The sequence below is a fragment of the Waltera acetigignens genome (assembly GCF_025567015.1).
Taxonomy (GTDB): domain Bacteria; phylum Bacillota; class Clostridia; order Lachnospirales; family Lachnospiraceae; genus Acetatifactor; species Acetatifactor acetigignens.
This window is the reverse complement of sequence record NZ_JAOQJO010000001.1, coordinates 140513-158896: the sequence shown is the minus strand read 5'-3', so window position 1 is coordinate 158896 and position 18384 is coordinate 140513. Positions and strand designations below refer to the sequence as shown.

General features: G+C 46.2%; 14 protein-coding genes and 1 pseudogene. 3 read left to right on the top strand and 12 right to left on the bottom strand.

Going from position 1 to position 18384, the window contains the following annotated elements; all coding sequences use genetic code 11:
• Positions 1 to 36: 36 nt before the first annotated feature.
• Together OCV96_RS00750 and spoIIIAA are read right to left on the bottom strand one after the other, a co-directional pair.
• On the bottom strand, positions 37 to 552 hold the full coding sequence (locus OCV96_RS00750; protein WP_022313640.1) for a stage III sporulation protein AB: 516 nt from the start codon (positions 550 to 552) through the stop codon (positions 37 to 39).
• The gene (gene spoIIIAA, locus OCV96_RS00745; protein ID WP_227732889.1) at positions 528 to 1439 is read right to left on the bottom strand and encodes a stage III sporulation protein AA; all 912 of its coding nucleotides are present in this window, start codon (positions 1437 to 1439) and stop codon (positions 528 to 530) included. Before spoIIIAA ends, OCV96_RS00750 begins: the two co-directional genes overlap by 25 nt.
• A gap of 226 nt (positions 1440 to 1665) precedes the next feature.
• Between spoIIIAA and trkA the strand changes: the two genes are divergently transcribed.
• The 3 genes and pseudogenes from trkA to OCV96_RS19545 all read left to right on the top strand — a co-directional run bounded on the left by trkA (position 1666) and on the right by OCV96_RS19545 (position 4841).
• Entirely contained in the window at positions 1666 to 3024 is a 1359-nt protein-coding gene (trkA, locus tag OCV96_RS00740) for a Trk system potassium transporter TrkA (protein WP_117464847.1), read from the top strand.
• Between the two features lie 20 nt (positions 3025 to 3044).
• Positions 3045 to 4490: a TrkH family potassium uptake protein gene (locus tag OCV96_RS00735; protein ID WP_262593249.1), complete on the top strand. Its 1446-nt coding sequence runs from the start codon at positions 3045 to 3047 to the stop codon at positions 4488 to 4490.
• Between the two features lie 125 nt (positions 4491 to 4615).
• Positions 4616 to 4841: pseudogene (locus OCV96_RS19545) on the top strand (hypothetical protein).
• A gap of 20 nt (positions 4842 to 4861) precedes the next feature.
• Here the strand turns inward: OCV96_RS19545 and OCV96_RS00725 are convergent.
• From OCV96_RS00725 to OCV96_RS00680, 10 genes are all read right to left on the bottom strand, one after another.
• Positions 4862 to 6970 carry a glycoside hydrolase family 3 C-terminal domain-containing protein gene (locus tag OCV96_RS00725; RefSeq protein WP_262593248.1) on the bottom strand — a complete coding sequence of 703 codons (2109 nt, stop codon included), beginning with the start codon at positions 6968 to 6970 and terminating at the stop codon, positions 4862 to 4864.
• 98 nt (positions 6971 to 7068) lie between these two features.
• The gene (locus OCV96_RS00720; protein ID WP_227733638.1) at positions 7069 to 7950 is read right to left on the bottom strand and encodes an AraC family transcriptional regulator; all 882 of its coding nucleotides are present in this window, start codon (positions 7948 to 7950) and stop codon (positions 7069 to 7071) included.
• The gene (locus OCV96_RS00715; protein WP_022313634.1) at positions 7883 to 8362 is read right to left on the bottom strand and encodes a glycoside hydrolase family 3 protein; all 480 of its coding nucleotides are present in this window, start codon (positions 8360 to 8362) and stop codon (positions 7883 to 7885) included. Before OCV96_RS00715 ends, OCV96_RS00720 begins: the two co-directional genes overlap by 68 nt.
• Positions 8363 to 8406: 44 nt before the next feature.
• A complete protein-coding gene (locus tag OCV96_RS00710) occupies positions 8407 to 9552 on the bottom strand; it encodes a family 8 glycosyl hydrolase (protein WP_022313633.1) in 1146 nt (381 codons plus the stop codon).
• 18 nt (positions 9553 to 9570) lie between these two features.
• Entirely contained in the window at positions 9571 to 10467 is an 897-nt protein-coding gene (locus OCV96_RS00705; RefSeq protein WP_022313632.1) for a carbohydrate ABC transporter permease, read from the bottom strand.
• 23 nt (positions 10468 to 10490) lie between these two features.
• Positions 10491 to 11447: an ABC transporter permease gene (locus OCV96_RS00700; protein ID WP_118537156.1), complete on the bottom strand. Its 957-nt coding sequence runs from the start codon at positions 11445 to 11447 to the stop codon at positions 10491 to 10493.
• Positions 11448 to 11522: 75 nt separating this feature from the next.
• The gene (locus tag OCV96_RS00695) at positions 11523 to 13229 is read right to left on the bottom strand and encodes a type 2 periplasmic-binding domain-containing protein (RefSeq protein WP_022313630.1); all 1707 of its coding nucleotides are present in this window, start codon (positions 13227 to 13229) and stop codon (positions 11523 to 11525) included.
• 127 nt (positions 13230 to 13356) lie between these two features.
• Entirely contained in the window at positions 13357 to 14952 is a 1596-nt protein-coding gene (locus OCV96_RS00690; protein ID WP_022313629.1) for a response regulator transcription factor, read from the bottom strand.
• Positions 14927 to 16720: a sensor histidine kinase gene (locus OCV96_RS00685; RefSeq protein ID WP_022313628.1), complete on the bottom strand. Its 1794-nt coding sequence runs from the start codon at positions 16718 to 16720 to the stop codon at positions 14927 to 14929. Before OCV96_RS00685 ends, OCV96_RS00690 begins: the two co-directional genes overlap by 26 nt.
• A 95-nt stretch (positions 16721 to 16815) precedes the next feature.
• Positions 16816 to 18378: a glycoside hydrolase family 43 protein gene (locus OCV96_RS00680; RefSeq protein ID WP_022313627.1), complete on the bottom strand. Its 1563-nt coding sequence runs from the start codon at positions 18376 to 18378 to the stop codon at positions 16816 to 16818.
• Positions 18379 to 18384 lie beyond the last annotated feature (6 nt).

Below are 18384 nucleotides of genomic sequence, written 5' to 3'. Positions count from 1 at the left end.
CCTTTTCTCTTCTCTCTGTGGTCTCCGGAACCGGCATCAGACTAACAATAACAGTATCAGCAGACCGCTCATGGCTCCCAGTCCTACGGAGAGCCTGCATTTCTGTGTAATTTCCCGCTGCTGCATATCCGCCGTATGTTCCAGTCCCTGTCTGGACAATTCGATACTTTTTATCTGCATCGTTTCATCCGCATAGCCCTCTTTTTCCGCAAAACGCAAAAACTCTTCAATGTCTTCTTTTTTCAGAGGAAGCATCCGCAGCTGTCTGCGAAAGCTTTTCTCCGCCAGTTCCAGAAAACCAGCATCCTCCGTCTCCGCATATTCTCGGTATACTTCGGTGCAGATCTCTCCCAGCCTGTCTTTCCGTTGTCTGCCGGTCTGTCGGCAGCATTCCGGAAGTGTTGACCCGTTGTACCGGATCTCACTGATCCACTGTTCCAGAATGCGGATGAGTTCCCGGATCGTATATAATCTTCCTAAGAATTGCTGCCGATACCACAGTCCCATTCCAAAGCATCCCAACAGAATCAGAAATCCTCCGAGCATCTGCATTCCATCCGTCCCCTTCCTTTTAAGATCACTATGCGGTCAAATATCTGTCGCAGGCAGGATTCACCCAGGCGCTTTGCTGCGTCCGTCTCGTCCGTTCCATGCAGAGTGGCCAGCAGACCACAGCCGCAGGCCGCTGCTTTTTGTAAGGCCCGCCTGTCCGTTTCCTCCCCCAGTTCATCCACTGCAATGACTTGAGGTGACATGGAACGCAAAAGTAATAACATCCCCTGAGCCTTGGGACAGCCATCAAGCACATCCGTCCGCATCCCCAGATCATTCTGAGGTCTTCCCAGATAGCTTCCCGCCAGCTCCGAGCGCTCGTCCACCACTCCCACCCGAAGTCCCGCACCATACGTATTACCATCGGAAATCTGGCGGATCAGATCCCTGAGCAGAGTGGTTTTGCCGAATCCCGGAGGCGATACAATCAGGGTATTCTGAAATTTTCCTTTCTTATATAATTTTGGCAGGATACCGTCAGCTGCTCCCCGGATCTCATGGGCGACCCGGATATTGATAAACGCAATATTTTTCAGAGTGCGGATCACTGTTTCATTTTCCAACACAGCCTGTCCGCACAATCCGATCCGGTGTCCGCCTTCCACAGTCAAAAAGCCCTGTCTGATCTCATCGGCATAAGCATACACCGAATCCTGACACAGCCAGGCGATCAACTCCCGTATCTCCGCTTCCGTCACCAGATGCGCTCCGTAAGGATGCTCCTGCCATTCCCCGCCGTTATTTAAGAAATAATCTTCTCTCGATGTTTCCACGATCACCGGCCTGTCCACACGTAGACGGATCTCGCAGATTTTTTCCCCATTATCCGCTGTCTTCTGCCAGAATGCTCTTCTCTTTTGCGGAAAAATACGAAGCAGGCTGTCCATGTTTCTCCTCCCGTAACTATTCAGAACCTCATGCGCAAAATCGTTCCTTCGGAACTTCTCCTTTGCGAATGCAGGCATTCATCAAGACTTAGCTGATATTTAATGCTCTGAATAGTTACAATATATGTCTCCGTGGACAGGATATTCCTTTCAATCTTCTCTTTTTTTCTATAGTGTGGTATAATAAGCGATAACTGTTTTTATGACTTTTGTTTTGGAGGTTTTTATGAACATAATCATTGTGGGCTGTGGCAAGGTTGGCTACACCCTGGTAGAGCAATTAGGCGGTGAGAATCACAATATCACCGTGATCGATACCAATGAGGAAAAGGTGAATTCCATCACGGATGATCTGGATGCCATGGGCATCGTGGGCAATGGTGTCAGCTTCCAGACACTGTCTGAGGCCGGCATTGACCATGCGGATCTGCTGATCGCCGTGACCGGATCCGATGAGCAGAATCTTCTGTGCTGTGTCATTGCGAAAAAGGCGGGACATTGTAAGACCATCGCCCGTGTCCGCAATCCTATCTACAATAATGAGATTGCTTTTCTGCGGGAAGAACTGGGGCTTGCCATGATCATCAACCCGGAGCTGTCCAGTGCCGCCGAGATTGCCCGGATCTTCCAGTTTCCTTCTGCAGTTAAGATCGATACTTTTTCCAAGGGAAGGATCGAGCTTCTGCATTTCCGCGTGACCCATGACTGTCTCTTAAATAATTATGAACTGATCCATATCCGTACCACCTTAAAATGCGATGTACTGGTATGTATGGTCACCAGAGATAATCAGGTGCTGATTCCCCGGGGTGATTTTGTCTTCCGGGAAGGCGATGTGGTAGCTATTGTGTCCACTCCTCCCAAGGCCAATGATTTCTTCAAAAAGATCGGTATCGGCGCCGGCAGGGCACGTACTGCCATGATCGTCGGTGGCGGAACCATTGCTTATTATCTGGCAAGAAGACTTTTAGAAGTCGGCATCCATACCAAGATCATCGATCAGGATCCCGCTCGCTGCGAGCATCTGAGTGAACTGCTGCCCAAGGCTTCCATTATCTGCGGTGACGGTACGGATGAACGTCTTCTGATACAGGAGGGGCTGGAGAACGTGGATGCTTTTGCTGCACTGACCGGACTGGATGAGGAAAATATCCTCCTGTCACTGTATGCGAAACGGACTTCCCGCGCAAAGGTAGTCACCAAGATCAACCGTATCAACTTCAGTGGTGTCTTAAGTGATATCAAGCTGGATACGATCTCCTATCCGCGCCTGGTAACTGCAGATATGATCATTAAATATGCACGATCCATGAATGAATCTCTCAACAGTAATGTGGAGAATCTGTATAAGCTGGAAGACGGTCATGCAGAGGCACTGGAATTCTACATCAAAGAGGATTCTGCCGTTACCAATATACCTCTGAACCGTCTGCACATCCGGAAAAATATCCTGGTCTGTTCCATCGTCCGCGGAGGACAGGCTATTATTCCCAGTGGTCAGGACGAGCTTCATGTAGGCGATTATGTGGTCGTAGTACTGACACATGCACGGCTGAATGATATTAAAGATATTATTGAAGGGTAATTTTGTAGAAGGACACTATCATGAATTTTGCGATATTGAGTTTTATTATCGGATTTATTTTACAATTTGAAGCTTTATTCTTACTGCTTCCCTGGATCGTGGGTATGATCTACGGAGAATATCATGTGGCACTGATCTATCTGGTGACCGCAGCTGTTTGTTTCATTTTAGGAAAATTGTTAAGCTTCAAACACACAGGACGTTTTAAGGAATTGTATGTCAGGGAAGGCTTCACTGCCGTTGCACTGGGCTGGTTTGTCATGTCTGTTTTCGGTGCTATTCCCTTCGTTCTCACCGGAGAGATTCCTTTTTATATTGATGCTCTCTTCGAGACGATCTCCGGCTTTACGACCACAGGTTCCAGTATCCTGTCCGATGTGGAAGCACTCAGCTATGCCAGCCTGTTCTGGCGCAGCTTCACTCACTGGATCGGCGGTATGGGCGTATTTGTATTTATTATGGCGATCCTGCCGATGATGGGTGGCTCCACCATGAACCTGATGCGTGCGGAGAGCCCCGGTCCTTCCGTCAGCAAGCTGGTACCGAGAGTACGGGATACTGCGAAAATCCTCTATGGACTTTATATGGCGATCACTGTTCTGGGCGTGATCATGCTATGCCTGTGCGGTATGCCGTTGTTTGATTCCCTGTGTACGACCTTCGGCAGTGTCGGCACCGGTGGTTTCGGTGTCAAGAACAGCAGTATCGGCGGTTACTCTCCACTGATACAGAATGCAGTAACGATACTTATGATCTTAAGCGGTGTCAATTATACGGTATATTTCTGTCTGTTAAGCAGGCAGTTTAAGGAAGCTTTTTCCATCGAAGAAGTTCGTTGGTATTTTTTGATCATTTTCGCCAGTGCTCTGACGATCGCCTGGAATATCCGCCCGCTCTATGCAACTTTGGGAGAGACACTGCGGCACTCCTTTTTCCAGGTAGGAACGATCATCACCACCACCGGATTTGCCACCACGGATTTCAATATGTGGCCGCAATTGTCGAAGACGATCCTTCTGCTTCTGATGATGATCGGAGCCTGTGCCGGCAGTACCGGTGGCGGTATAAAGGTATCCCGTGTGCTGATCCTCTTCAAGGCGATCCGCAAGGAGCTGTCCATGATGATCCATCCCCGGATGGTGAAAAAGATCAAGATGGACGGACACAATCTGTCCCACGAGACGCTTCGTTCCACCAATGTCTATATGACGGCTTATTTTATCGTACTCTTCGTTTCCCTGCTGATCGTCTGTCTGGACGAATATGACCTGAGCACAAACTTTACCGCAGTACTGGCCACCCTGAACAATATCGGTCCCGGCCTGGAGTTAGTCGGTCCCACCCAGAACTTCGCATTGTTCAGTCCTCTGTCCAAATGCGTGCTGATGTTCGATATGCTGGCCGGACGACTGGAACTCTTCCCCATGCTCGTGATCCTGCTGCCGTCCTGCTGGAAGAAATATTAATTCCTTAATCACAAAAATGAGTCTGTGATGACATTTTTAATCGTCACACAGACTCATTTTTTCATGCATACCTCTAATCAAATGTTGACCGAAATGAGAACGCTACATATCATTACAATCATTATATGATGTCGGGGTCAAAAGCCCCCGACTTTGATGCCTACGGATTGTTCCGTGCTACGCACTCCCACGTCTCCGCTCCGCTTCGGTCCGTGCTAGACATGTGCCACTGGCACATAGCACCCTACCCAATATTCGCATATCGTGGGATTATCATCCCACTTTTATGCTCATATCGGGGCGGGTTCTAAGGTCTTTCACCTACCTATGAGCAAGCTCATGTGGGCTTAGACCTTTTGACCCTGGCATCATTATATATGAATCTTCAGACACTTCTTTCCGGTCAGTTCCTTCGTCCGTTCATCCGGCTGTCCAAAGCCAACATAAATATCTGCTCCCCTACCGGTATGTACAAATTTACCTTCTTCATCTACAACGGTAAATGCCCTCCTCGGAATTTCCAGTGTCACCATCTTTTCTTCTCCCGGTGCAAGTTCCACGCGCTTAAACACGGCAAGTTTAGGATTGGGCACTTCGTTGATATCCTCAACCTGTACATAGACCTGCAATACATCCTCTGTAAAAACATCTCCGTGATTTGCAACGGTTACTTCAACACCTACACTCTGTTCTTCCGTCTGTGCATATACCACATCTTCCGTCAATTCCGCCCTCGTAACTAGTGTATCAGCATAATTCAGCCCATAACCGAATGGATAAAGCGGAGCTTTTTCCACAAAGCGATATGTCCTGTTCTTCATGGAATAGTCATCAAAATCCGGCATCCCCTGTAAATTGCGGTAAATGGTAACCGGCAATTTACCCGAAGGTGATATTTCTCCAAAGAGTATATCTGCAACTGCCTTTCCACCTCTTGCTCCCGGATACCATGTCTGAAGAACTGCATTCGCCCTGTTATCTGCCAGGTTCAAATCCATAGCACTTCCTGCCATCATACATACAATAAACGGAACTCCCATTTCTGCCACGATTTCCAAAAGCCTCTGCTGTGAAGGCGGAAGCATCAGCCCCTGCTTGTCTCCGGATGCATATGCATTGCCTGTATCGCCCTCTTCTCCTTCAAGACTTTCGTCCAGTCCCAGACACAGAATAACAAGATCCGAATGTTCTGCAACTGTCATTGCCTCAGAGATACGGTCATCCTCTCTTGCCAGTTTTTCTACCTGATCTAAAAACAAATGGCAGCCTTCTGAATAAAGTACCCTGACATCATCGCCTACATAGTCCTGAATACCTTCCAGTACAGTAACATACCTTGAAGCCGTCCCATGATAATTGCCGATCAGGGCTTCTCTGGAATTGGCATTGGGACCAATGACTCCGATTGTTTTAAGTTTCTTTTTATTTAAGGGTAAAATGCCATCATTTTTTAACAATACGACACTCTTGCATGCTGCCTCTATGGAAAGCTCAATATGTTCCCTACATTCAACAACTTCATACGGAATATGATCATATTCTGTCTCATCAAACATTCCCAGCAAGAATCTGGTCGTAAATAAACGAATGGCTGATTTCTGCAGTAGTTCTTTGGAAATAAGCCCCTCTTCATAGGCATTCAGGATTTTCTGATAAGTACATCCGCAATTAACATCGCAGCCCATCTCCAGAGCCAGTCTGACGCTTTCCTCCGGTCTGTCTGTCACCTTATGGTGTTCATGAAAATCACGGATAGCCCAGCAGTCTGAAACATAATGTCCCTGAAATCCCCACTGTTTTCTCAAAACCTCCACCATCAGATAACTATGAGCACAGCATGGTTCACCATTGGTTCTGTTGTATGCGCCCATAACCGCTTCGACTTTTCCTTCCCTGACACAGGCCTCAAACTGCGGAAGATACGTTTCCCAAAGTTCTTTCATGCTAACCTTTGCATCAAAATAGTGACGTTTTTCCTCCGGGCCGGAATGTACTGCAAAATGCTTGGCACACGCTGCCGTGCGCAGATATTCTCCCTCTCCCTGCAGACCTTTGATATATGCAACACCCAGTATTGCAATCAGTGTCGGGTCTTCTCCATAAGTCTCATGTCCACGCCCCCAGCGGGGATCCCGGAAGAGATTGACATTGGGCGACCAAAGTGTAATTCCTTTATAAATATCACGGTCTTCATGTTTTTCATTTTCATTATATTTGGCTCTCGCCTCCGTAGAAACGGCAACTCCTATCCGCTCCAGCAGTTCTTCATCAAAAGTTGCTCCAAGCCCGATTGCCTGTGGAAAAACAGTTGCTGTACCCGCTCTTGCAACACCATGCAGGCCCTCATTCCACCAGTTATACTCCGGAATATCCAGATGTGGAATTTCATCTGCGTCAAAGCGCAGCTGTGAAGCCAGTTCCTCTACGCTCATCTGCTCCACCAATTCAGTAGCTCGTCTGACTGCCTCTTGTCTGTTCATAAATTCCTCCATAAATTTTTTTCTGATTATTAGCTATATAGGCTTAATACGGTCTGGCGTTCTCCTGAAAATCCTTTCTTGCCTCTGCCACACAGGTATCATAATCTGCCGAGTAAGGAACTTTCTGCTTGGATCTGAATCATTAGAAAAGCTGCGCTGTCATTTTCTTTTTGTCTTCTCTGATACTCTGTTGGCAGAATACCGTATTTCTCCCGGAACAGTCTGGAAAAAGCCTGACTGTTGGGGAAACCGTTCTTTAATGCAATTTCGCCTATGGTCAGATCCGTTTCCTCCAGTTCCCGCAATGCATGTTCAAACCGGATGCTCCGCAGATAATCTTTATAGTTGATTCTGCCATACTGACGGAACATTTTCGACAAGTAAGTAGGGCAATATCCAAATGTTGCTGCCAGGGTTTCCAGTGAAATTTCTTCTGCATAATGTTCCCGAAGGTATCCAGTAATTCTTTCAAGATGTCCTGAATGAGTATTCCCCGGATAATAATCCTTCTTTTCCTCAGGTATCCGATAAGCGGTTACCAGAAGATATTTCAGCTGATAAAAGATACTCTGCATCAACAGTTCATAGCCGTACTCTTTTCTGATCTGCTGTCTGTACATTTTCTCAAGTAATGCAAAAAGTTTTCCATCCTCTTCCTTTTTTTCACCGGAAAACCGCATTATCTGTTTTTCCATTGGGATCTGTAAAACAATTGCCTCATTTCGTCCCGATGTATGAATGGAATGCACTTCATTGCTGTTCACAATTATAAACTTTCCTGCCGGAAGGACATATTTTTTATCGCCGAGATAAAAATCTACCTTTCCCTCCCGCAAGGCAAATATTTCAACACAGCTATGTTGATGCGCCTCACATATATATTTTCCGTCTGCACCTTCGAAACGGAATAGCTTAAAGGGCAGTCCCCGATCCGGCACCACTGCTTCCTGCCGGTATATCTTCTCTTCTTTCATAGTCATCCCTAATATTCCACACCGGAAGATTTTCTGTTCCATGATAAAATCTCACCGGCAGTTTCCCGGAGGGGGAAAATTCTCCAAACAGCATTTCGGCAATTACCTTACCACCTCTGGCTCCCGGATACCAACAATCCACGATGGCTTTCACATTCGGGTTGTGTTCCGCCCATGGCAGATCTATGGCGCTTCCTGCCATTAACAGAACCACCACCGGTTTTCCCATCGCTGCAACAGTTTCCAGAAGTTCTTCCTGAAGTCCCGGCAGATTTAATCCCAGTTTGTCTCCGCTGGCATATTCATTCCTGGCATCGCCCTGTTCTCCCTCTATGGTTGCATCCAGTCCAAGGCACATTACTGCCACATCGGCATGTTCCACGGACAGCTTTACTTGCTCCGTGGTACGCACTCCCACTTCTCAGCTCCGCTGCGGTCCGTGCCAATCATGTGCCACTCTCTTTATTTGTAAATTCTGTAATTTCCCGAAAGTGCCAGCATGGCAAACAGGTACAGGAAATTATCATAATATCGTCTGTCCCCGGTGCGGAGCGGAGTATTCCAGAAGCGATCTACGCATTCCTTTATATGAGGACCGTCTGCTGCCAGTGATGCCTGTGCATTGACTGCTACAATGGCAACCGGATGCAGTGCCTTCTCTTCCAGTCTTGTTCCATCAATCAGGAACACACCGTCCCAGTGTTCTCTCTGCTCTTCACAGTAAAATCTCTGCAGCCGGTTTGCGATCTCCGTCTGCCACGGATCTTTGTCATACCAGAGATGATCCATAGCAATGTTGGCTATGGTGCGGTATGCATCACTGTAGTACCAGTCATGCTTTCCGAAGATCTCCTGATGCCCAGCATGGGGTGTCCCGTCATAGTCTGCGTATTCTGCGCTGAGACCGGTTTGTGGATGACATGCCTTATGCAGATATTCTCTGCTGGCTGCCGCAGCCTGTCTCCAGAATTCCCGGTCTTCTTCCTCCACCTTCTCCGCAAACAACTCATAAAAATGAGGCAGATGATATGAGGGGTCAGAAAAATCCATGTTTGTGACAAATTTGATCAGATGATTGGAAGGCTCCCACATAGGTTCTCCCGGATGTCCAGGCTCCCCTTTGTGAATACATTCCCGCAGGATTGCTTTTGCCTCTTTGCTGTAAGCAAAAATACCTTCTCCGTCCCCCCAGCGGGCAGATGCAAAAAACAATGCCATGGCAAAATACTCTTCTCCGTCCGGTGCCGGTCCCTCTGCATTGTGCGTTCCATCCGTGCTGCAGGACCAGGCAAAATAGTTGCGGCAGGGTCCTGCCGGAATATACATATAAGTCCGCACCCACTTCCAAAGGCGGTCGAATTCTGCCTTCTTATCCATCTGGACACAGACCATCATGCCGTAGGACATTCCCTCTGTGCGTACATCATGATTGCCGGTATCCTCCAGATACGCCATATCACCGCCTGCCTCATGATAAAAACGTTGTGCCTCCGTTCCGTAAAATATGGTTTCAAAGGTCTGTTCCAGTCTTTCCCCGATTGCGGTCTCATCATAACCGCACTCTTTCAATACATTTCGATAAATTCCAGTCTGATATGCTCCTGCCATTTGCTCGTTCTCCGATTTTTATTCTTTGACGCCACCCAAAGTAAGTCCGGCTACAAAGTACTTCTGTAAGAAAGGATAAATACAGATAATGGGCAGCATGGTAATGATCGTTGCCGCTGCACGCACGGAAGTCGGTGTTACGGTTCCTGCGGCATTCTTCATTGCCTCCGCTGAAGTTCCCTGATTGGTTACGGAGGATAACAGCTTCATCAATTCATACTGCAATGTGGTCAGATTACTGCTCATGCGATTGTAAAGCATGGCATCAAACCAGGAGTTCCACTGTCCTACCGCCACAAACAGGGCTACTGTGGCATAAACCGGCTTACACAGCGGAGAATAGATCTTAAGAAAAATAGTGCTGTAACCGGCACCGTCCAGCTGTGCAGATTCTTCCAAGCTGTCAGGGATTCCGTTCATATAAGTACGGATTACCAGCATGTTAAATGCGCTTACCATTCCAGGGATCACATATACCCAGAAGTTGTTGGTAAGCCCCAGCCCCTTATATAAAAGGAATGTCGGGATCATTCCACCGTTTACATACATGGTGATGACCCAGAACAGGGAAACCTCTCTCTGGAACAGGAATCTTTTGCGGCTGACAATAAAAGCAAGGATCGCATTGGCTGCCAGAGACAACAGGGTTCCGATCAGTGTTCTGGCAACTGTGATATAAGCGCCTGTGATCAGATTATCTTTATGTAAAACCGTCGTATAGTTTTTCCAGGTGAATTTTCTCGGCCACAGGTAGATTCCTCCCCGCAGGGCATCCGTACCATCATTCAAAGAGATTGCCAGAGTATTCAGCACCGGATATAACGTTACGATCACAAACAGGACCATGATGATGCCGTTTATGAACGGAAAAATGTCATTTTTTTTGGATTTGATCTTATACTTTGTATCTATCATTGTAATTACCATCTCTTTCTGTTTTAGAATAACTGCTCTTCGCCGTTATGTTTTGCAAACTGATTGGCCAGAACGATCAGGATGATACTTACCAGGCTCTTGAAAATACCTGCGGCTGTACCTATTGCATAATCTCCCTGGCTGATGCCCCATTTCAATACATAAATATCAATCGTCTGGGAGAACTTCTGTATCAATCCGTTTCCTAACAGATACTGAATTTCAAATCCTGCATTTAATACATTACCCACATTCATCAGCAATAAAATTACGATGGTCGGTTTGATTCCCGGAAGAGTAACATATTTAATTTTATTCCATCTTCCTGCGCCATCAATGGCAGCAGCTTCATACAGGGAAGGGTCAATGGATGTGATGGCCGCCAGATAAATAATGGCATTCCATCCTGTCTCCTTCCAGACATTTGCAAATGCTACGATCGGCCAGAAGTACCCAGGATGGGCAAAGAAATTGATCGGCTGGCTGAGCACATGCAGATTTACCAATACTTCATTTACAATTCCGGTACCAGACAACATATCATGCAGGATACCGGTTACGATGATCCAGGAAAGAAAATGTGGCAGATAAGAGATCGTCTGTACTGTCTTTTTCCCACCATTACTCTTGATTTCATTCAATAGAATTGCAAATACAATTGCGGTAACGAAAGTTGCCACAAGGTTGATCACGCCCATGGCCAGTGTGTTCCTGATGACCCGCAGGAATGTCACATCCGAGAATAACATCTGAAACTTCTGAAGTCCCACGAATTCGGAGTGCAGGATTCCCAACTGCGGCTTATAATTCTGGAATGCCATCGTCCATCCGGCTAAGGGAAGATAGTAAAAAATCACTCCATAGATCATCATTACTCCTGCCCAGAAAAGCAGAACTTTTTGCCTTTTGATTTCTTTCCATGTGATAGGTGTTCTGGTTTGTTTTACTTTTTGTTTCGATTTTGTTCTCGTTAACGACATATCCTCGCTCCTTAAAAAACGGGCAGATGAAATTTTACCTGCATCTGCCCATTCTCAAATTTCATTTATATGTTTTTATTTGAACTTTGCTGCCAGTTCCATTCTGCTGTCCAGTTCTGCCTGTAATTCACTGATAAAATCTTCCGGCTTGCAGGCATTATATGCATCCATATAATCCGCCCATGCTTTGTCGAAATCAGCTGCCATAACTACCTGAGGAAGATACTCATGCTTTACTTCACCGATCTTGGTCCATGCCATACCACCGGGTGTGCTGGTATTGAAGTTATTGGAGAAGGACCACATAGGATACCATTCACCGGGTGCTTCGTTGGTGCCCAGCATTTCCACGTAAGTCTCCGCACCGTATGCCTGGAATGCTTCCTTCACATCATCGTTTAATCCATCGAAGAATTCCCTCGCCTGGCCATCTGGCTTGTTTGCATTGATACCATCATCACTGGTTCCGTTGTACTGAGGGAAATAAGAATAAGAGCACATATGGGATGCCTTATACTCTGTATCGGAAGCCTGCGTTCTCTGCTCCGGTGTTCTGTAGAATTCACCGTTCTCATCTACTTCATAGTCAACACCTTCCACACCCCAGAAACGAAGGTTATGGATATCCTGATCCAGCAGATCATTGATCAGCTTCAGTGCGCCGGGAACATCCTTACAGCTTACAGTAATTGCAAGTCCGCTTCCTGAGTTGAATGCGCCACCGGCATTATGCCACTGGTTCTTTACGCTTTCATCAATTGTGATCGGCAGAGGAATGTAATCGCATCCCTGTGCATCCAGTCCTGCCTGCTTGATGGCATCGCCTGCTGTGTAAGCGAAATCCCACCATTGATCGATCATACCCAGGACACGTCCTGTAGAAAGTTTGGAAATATACTCATCATAAGACTGGGTAAAGGACTCGGGGTCTACAATGCCTTTCTGGTATTCTTCATTTAATTTTTTGAAATACTTTACTGCGGTATCGGAAGTGTTGTAATCCAGTACCGTCAGCGTCTCAGGATCTACCATACAGCTTCCGTCATTAGGATAACCATCCAGGAACTGAGGTGCATTCTCCAGACAGAAGTATCTCCAGTCATCACAGAGAATGGTATAAGGAATATTGGCTGTTCCGTCTTCCATAGTAGGATTTGCTGCATTATACTTTTCGATCAGATCAAAATACTGATCCATGGTCCGGATCTCGGGATAGTCTGCCCATTTCAGAACTCTTGCCTGAATCCAGAATGCTTCATCATTATGTGTACATACCTTCTCTTCGTTCTTGATGCAGCTGAACTGAGGGATCCAGTAAATGTGGCCGTCTTCCTGACGAAGCTTCTCCCACTCCAGATCAGTAAACAGATTCTTGATATTAGGATAATCATCCAGATAATCATCCAGCGCTACCAATGCTCCTGCCTCATACAGTTGTTTGGTTCCAGTCTGTCCCTCAATGAAGTCCGGATACTCGCCACCGGCGATCATGGTACCCACAGCTTCATCTGCGGTCTGTCCGGTCAGCCAAGTCTCTTTTACTTTGGCGCCTACCTTCTCTGCGATCAGCTGCTGCACTTCATTGTCGTCATTGATCTCAGATCCCGCTACCGCAAAAAATGCGGTGAATTCTTTGATGCCTGCTTCTTCTGTGGTACTGTTGGTTCCTGCGCTCGTTGTACTGTCTCCGGATGTCTGGTTTCCGTCACTGCCACATCCGGTGAACAGTGCCGCTGTCATTGCTGACACAAGTAACATGCTTACAAGTCTCTTTTTGTTCATGTTGTAACTACCTCCCTTTCGATAAATCTATTTTACCTTTTTGAGAGGAACTAACAATCAGAGGAACTATAGCAAAAGACAGGGGAAATTATAGGTAGTCCTGTAATTTCCCCTGTCTTTTATTCTCTTACTCTCCCTGTTGCATCTTTTTACGGAATCTTGCGGGAGTGCAGCCCTTGATCTGAATAAAACGGTTCGTAAAATAATCCAGATCATGGTAGCCCACATCTTCTGCGATCTGAACGATCTTTTTATCGGTACGCAACAAGGCATCCGCAGCCTGCTCCATCCGGTAATTGTTCAGGTAGTCTTTAAAGGATTGTCCGTACTTTTTCCGGAAAAGCTGACCCAGATAAGCACTGTTGACATAATATTTCTCACTCAGGCTTTTCAGTGTAATATTTGAAGCGTAATTTTCCCGGATCTCTTTTTCCACCATACCCAGAATTCCTCTGGATACATTCTTCCGCAGCTGTGACAGATAATCCGCATATTCGCAGGCAAATCTGGTCAGATGTGCCTTACTTCCGCGCTTTACCCCGGTCGCAAAGCTGCTCTCACTGATGACCCTTAAGATTTCCTCCTGGTTCACGTCATCATCCTGTTCACAGGCTAAGTGGATCAGCTGAAACAACAGATAATTAATATTCAGGGTCATCGTCTCCCCACAAATACCGCGTTTACACATTTCTTCATAAAAGAAAGCCACCGCCTCCCGGATTTCCAGATGATTGTTCTGTTCGATTGCCTTCAGCAGGCCATCCAGGCTCTGCTTACACAGGATCAGTCCTTCCGGAGATACCTGGACCTCCTCCTCATAGAAATAGATATCCTTCTTTGTCCGGAACCCCTGAAAAGAACGAAGCATACAGGTATTGCCGTAAGACTTTGCGATACTGTTGATATCCTGCACTTTTTTTCCTGCCAGCATCACCACATTTGTCTGTAAATTTGATGCAAGATATTCCCGAAACCGTTCCAGATACCGTTTTACATCCATCCCGTTTTTTTCCGGAACATAGTCAAACAAAATCAGTCCGATATCGTAGATTTTCTCATTGACAGAGACATCAAACACACACAGATCTGCATCTTCTTTCAGGTATTCCCTGCTGTATTCATACAGCCGCCTCTGTAATGTCCGCATTTCCCGATCTGTCGTTCCCTCTTCATCACAGACTTCTTCCATCTGGATTTCCACATATCTCACACCGATTCCACACCTCATGTGTTCATGTATATATCTGGCATTCAGGTCATCAAACTTCCCCTGGATCAATGCGATCATATTTCTCGCCAGATAAGCCTGCTCCAGCTTCCGGTTCTTTTCATGATCCAGTTCCTCTCTGTTGTGCAGGGCAAGAACCTTATTCAGTACCTTGCACAGAATCTCGCTGTCTACCGGCTTCAGCAGGTAATCCGTGCAGTCATTCTGTATTGCCTGTTGTGCAAAACTAAATTCCGCATATCCGCTCAGTATAACAAAATAGGCATCTGAAATTTTCTCTTTACGGATGTGTTCCAACAGTTCCAGTCCTGTCATCCGAGGCATTTTAATATCGGCAATAACCAGATCTACCTTTTCCTTCTTCAAAAAAGCCAGTGCTTCCATCCCATTTGCCGCTGTTCCCGCAACCCGAAAGCCTTCATTCTCCCAATCTACTAAAAGTTTCAATCCCTGTAAAATAAACGGCTCGTCATCTACTAACAATACTTTCAGCATCTGTTTTACCCTCCTGCAAACAGGGAATCCGTATCGTAACCGTGGTTCCCACTCCTTCTTCTCCTTCTACACGGAATTCCACTCTGTTTTCCGTTACCATTTTCAATCTGACACAGGCGTTGATAATCCCTACTCTTCCGCCGCCCTTGAGCATCTCAATGCTGGCATTGCACATGTTGTTCTGTAGCTCTGTAAGTTTGGCCTCCGCCATACCGCTTCCAGTATCTTCAATTTCTATCTCCAGCCCTTCTTCCTGACGGCCTATCCTTACAAATATCCATCCCGGGCTGGATTTGCTTTCAATGCCATGCACACAGGCATTTTCTACAAAGGTTACAATCGTAAGCTTGGGTATCTTGAAGTTTTCACATTCTCTGTCTACTTCAATGTCATAATTCAGCCGTTCTCCGAAACGATACTTTTGAAGCGCCAGATAAGCTTTCACAAATTCAATCTCCTGGAAGATACTCACGGAATCATTGCCCCATTCCACATACTGTCTCTGCATCACCGCAAGTTTGGACACCATGTCGGCTGTCTCGTTTTCTTTTTTCAAAATGCTGTGCATCCGGATGCTTTCCAGTACATTAAACAAAAAGTGAGGATTGATCTGGCTGTGTAATGCCAGAAGTTCCGCATTTTTTCTTCCCACCAGTATCTCCTGCTCACGGATCTTATTCTTATATACAGTCTCGATCAGTCCATTGGTACGTTCCACCATGCGATTATAATTTCGTATCATACTGCTGATCTCATCTTTACCGTCTTCACAGGGCATGGGAATAAGATGATCACTGTCTACCGATTTGAATACCCTGCTCAGTTCCGTAATCCTTTTTGTAAAGGAACGGTTGAAGATCTGAACGAACCAGAAGGGAAAAATAACGTTCGCCACAAGGAGCAGCAATATGATGGGAAGTTCGTTCCGGATGCTTGTAAGAAAACTGTTCTCTACCGGCTTTACATAAATCGTAAGATCCGTACCATACAGACTGATGGTATGTTCATAGGCTTCTCTTATTGTTGCGTTATCCAGCCGCTGAAACTCGCTGCCGTAGCTGCCGTATTGTCCATTGGAAAGGAGGATCCGATCTCCTTCACAGATCAGAACCTCATTATCATAGTTCATGTTTTTAATGATGCGCACCATACTGCCATAATCAAACTCGATTTTTAAGTACTTTTCTGTCTCTGCATCATAGAAATCCAGCCGCTGTAGATAAATGATGCGCCGCTCCCTTGTGATTCTGGAACTGCTGTCATCATAGACAAAAAAGAGCCCTTTGCTTTTCGCCTCTTCGTTCAGCTGCAGATAGCTCTCTGTATTCCTGAGCTTATCCAGCGTATTGACCCTTCCTCCGTTTACAATGGTATCGTTATCCGTATACAGGGTAAATATCATACTGTTCATTCCCAGTGCATTTTCCAATAACGTCCCGCTCAGGAAATTCTGATATGCCGCCACATATTCTGCAGAATTAGTGTATCTTTTGGATAAGAACTCTTCAAAATCGCGATTGGTATAAATACTGTTGCCTATCTCCCCGGCATTTCCGATCATACTGCTCAGACTGTATTCCACCGCACTGGCAATATTAGACATCTCATGCTCCCTGCGCTCTCTGTCAAATTTTGCAGTCGTCAGGAACACAACACTGTCTGTTACAATCAGGGGAATCAACACACAGACAACATAGAAAATATAAAACTTTTTTTTGATGGTGAAATCATCCATCCAAAGCCCCAGCTTATGTAATGCCTTCCCCATAAGATCCTCTCCTCATTTATGTGAAAAAGAGCAGACGTTTCTGTAGCCTGCTCTTCTTTATTATAGGACATCTACGATCTGCCCGCAATACATTTTTATACGGCATTCTGCACAAACCAGGCAAAATCAGCATAGTTACTGCTGTCCTGTCCATTGGCAGATGCGTACATTCCTATCGTACATCCCACAAATCCCCCTGCTTCCTCCGTGGTATAAGGAAGCAGACTGATATCCTCAGCAATCAGCATCTCCCTGCCATCCCGAAAAAGCCATATCCGTGCCTTCTGCCTGTCGCAATGCATTCGTATTTTAAAGAATTGTCTACCTTCTCCTACCGGCTTTTCGGTAAGGATTCTCTCTTCCCCATGGATACAGGCTGTCACAACAAAATAATTCTCGTCAGCCCTTTTCCGGATCTCCATGCGCAGATGATTTTCATGATTCTGGTACAACACCATTCCCGCTGTCTCACATTCCTGCTTCGGTTCAAATTCCATCCCAGTCTCTGCATAGAATGCATAATTTTTCTGACGGATTCCGAAATAGGAACAATGATTGCAGTCAGATATTTTTTCCTTTTTTGTATAGAGCCGCAGCATCCCCGGACGGTGACTCAGCGAATAGTTTTCTTCACAGATTTCTTCTACACTTACCAGCCGTTTGTCCGGTTTTTTCTCCCAGAAACTGATATGATCGGAAGTACTGCTTACTTCCTCTGGAAAACGGTATTCCTTTGTGGGCAGTTCCAATGTATCTTCCAGATGCCCGACGCCTTCTGCAATCACCGGCCATCCATTTTCCCATGTGACTTTCGCCAGAAAAGTCTCTCTTCCCATGCTGCTGTGTCCTTCACAAGGTCTGGATGCCAGCATTACCACGTACCAGTTCCCCTTACCATCCTCCACCAGATCTCCGTGTCCTGCGTAGATCACAGGATAGTTTTTCCCCAGATTCCTGTGGGTGAAGATCGGGTTTCTGGGGCAGCCCTCGAACCACTGGAACAGCTTTTTACTTCTTGCAATGCTGATGCTGTGCTCCGGTCCGGTTCCTCCTTCTGCATGCATCAGATAATAGTAACCGTCGATCTTATAAAGGTGCGGTCCCTCCGGCCAGATAACTCCTTTTACAGCCCCTTTCCAGATTGCCATGCTTTCTCCCACAAGCTTCATCTGCCGAAGATCCAGTTCCTGCACCCAGATTTCCCAGTCTCCGTTATAGCGGACTCCTTCCGGATTCGGTCGTGTACCACAGTAATAGCATTTCCCGTCATCATCGAAGAAAAGACTGGGATCGATCCCCGGAGCATCTTCGCCGAGATAATAAGGATCCGACCACGGTCCTGCTGGATCTTTTGCCGTTACAATGAAATTGCCTCCGTAGCTTACATTGGTAGTGATCATGTAAAACAGTCCATCATGGAAGCGGATCGTTGGTGCATAAATCCCCTGTGATATTTCACTTCCCTTCACCGGAAGTTGTTCCGGTCTGTCAAGAATATTCCCGATCTGCTCCCAGTGCGCCAGATCTCTGCTGTGGAAAATTGGAACTCCCGGTGCATACACAAAACTGGAATTCACAATGTAATAGTCCTCTCCTGCCCTGCATATGGATGGATCCGGATAGAAACCGGATAAAATTGGATTCTTTGCTGTAACCATTTTGTT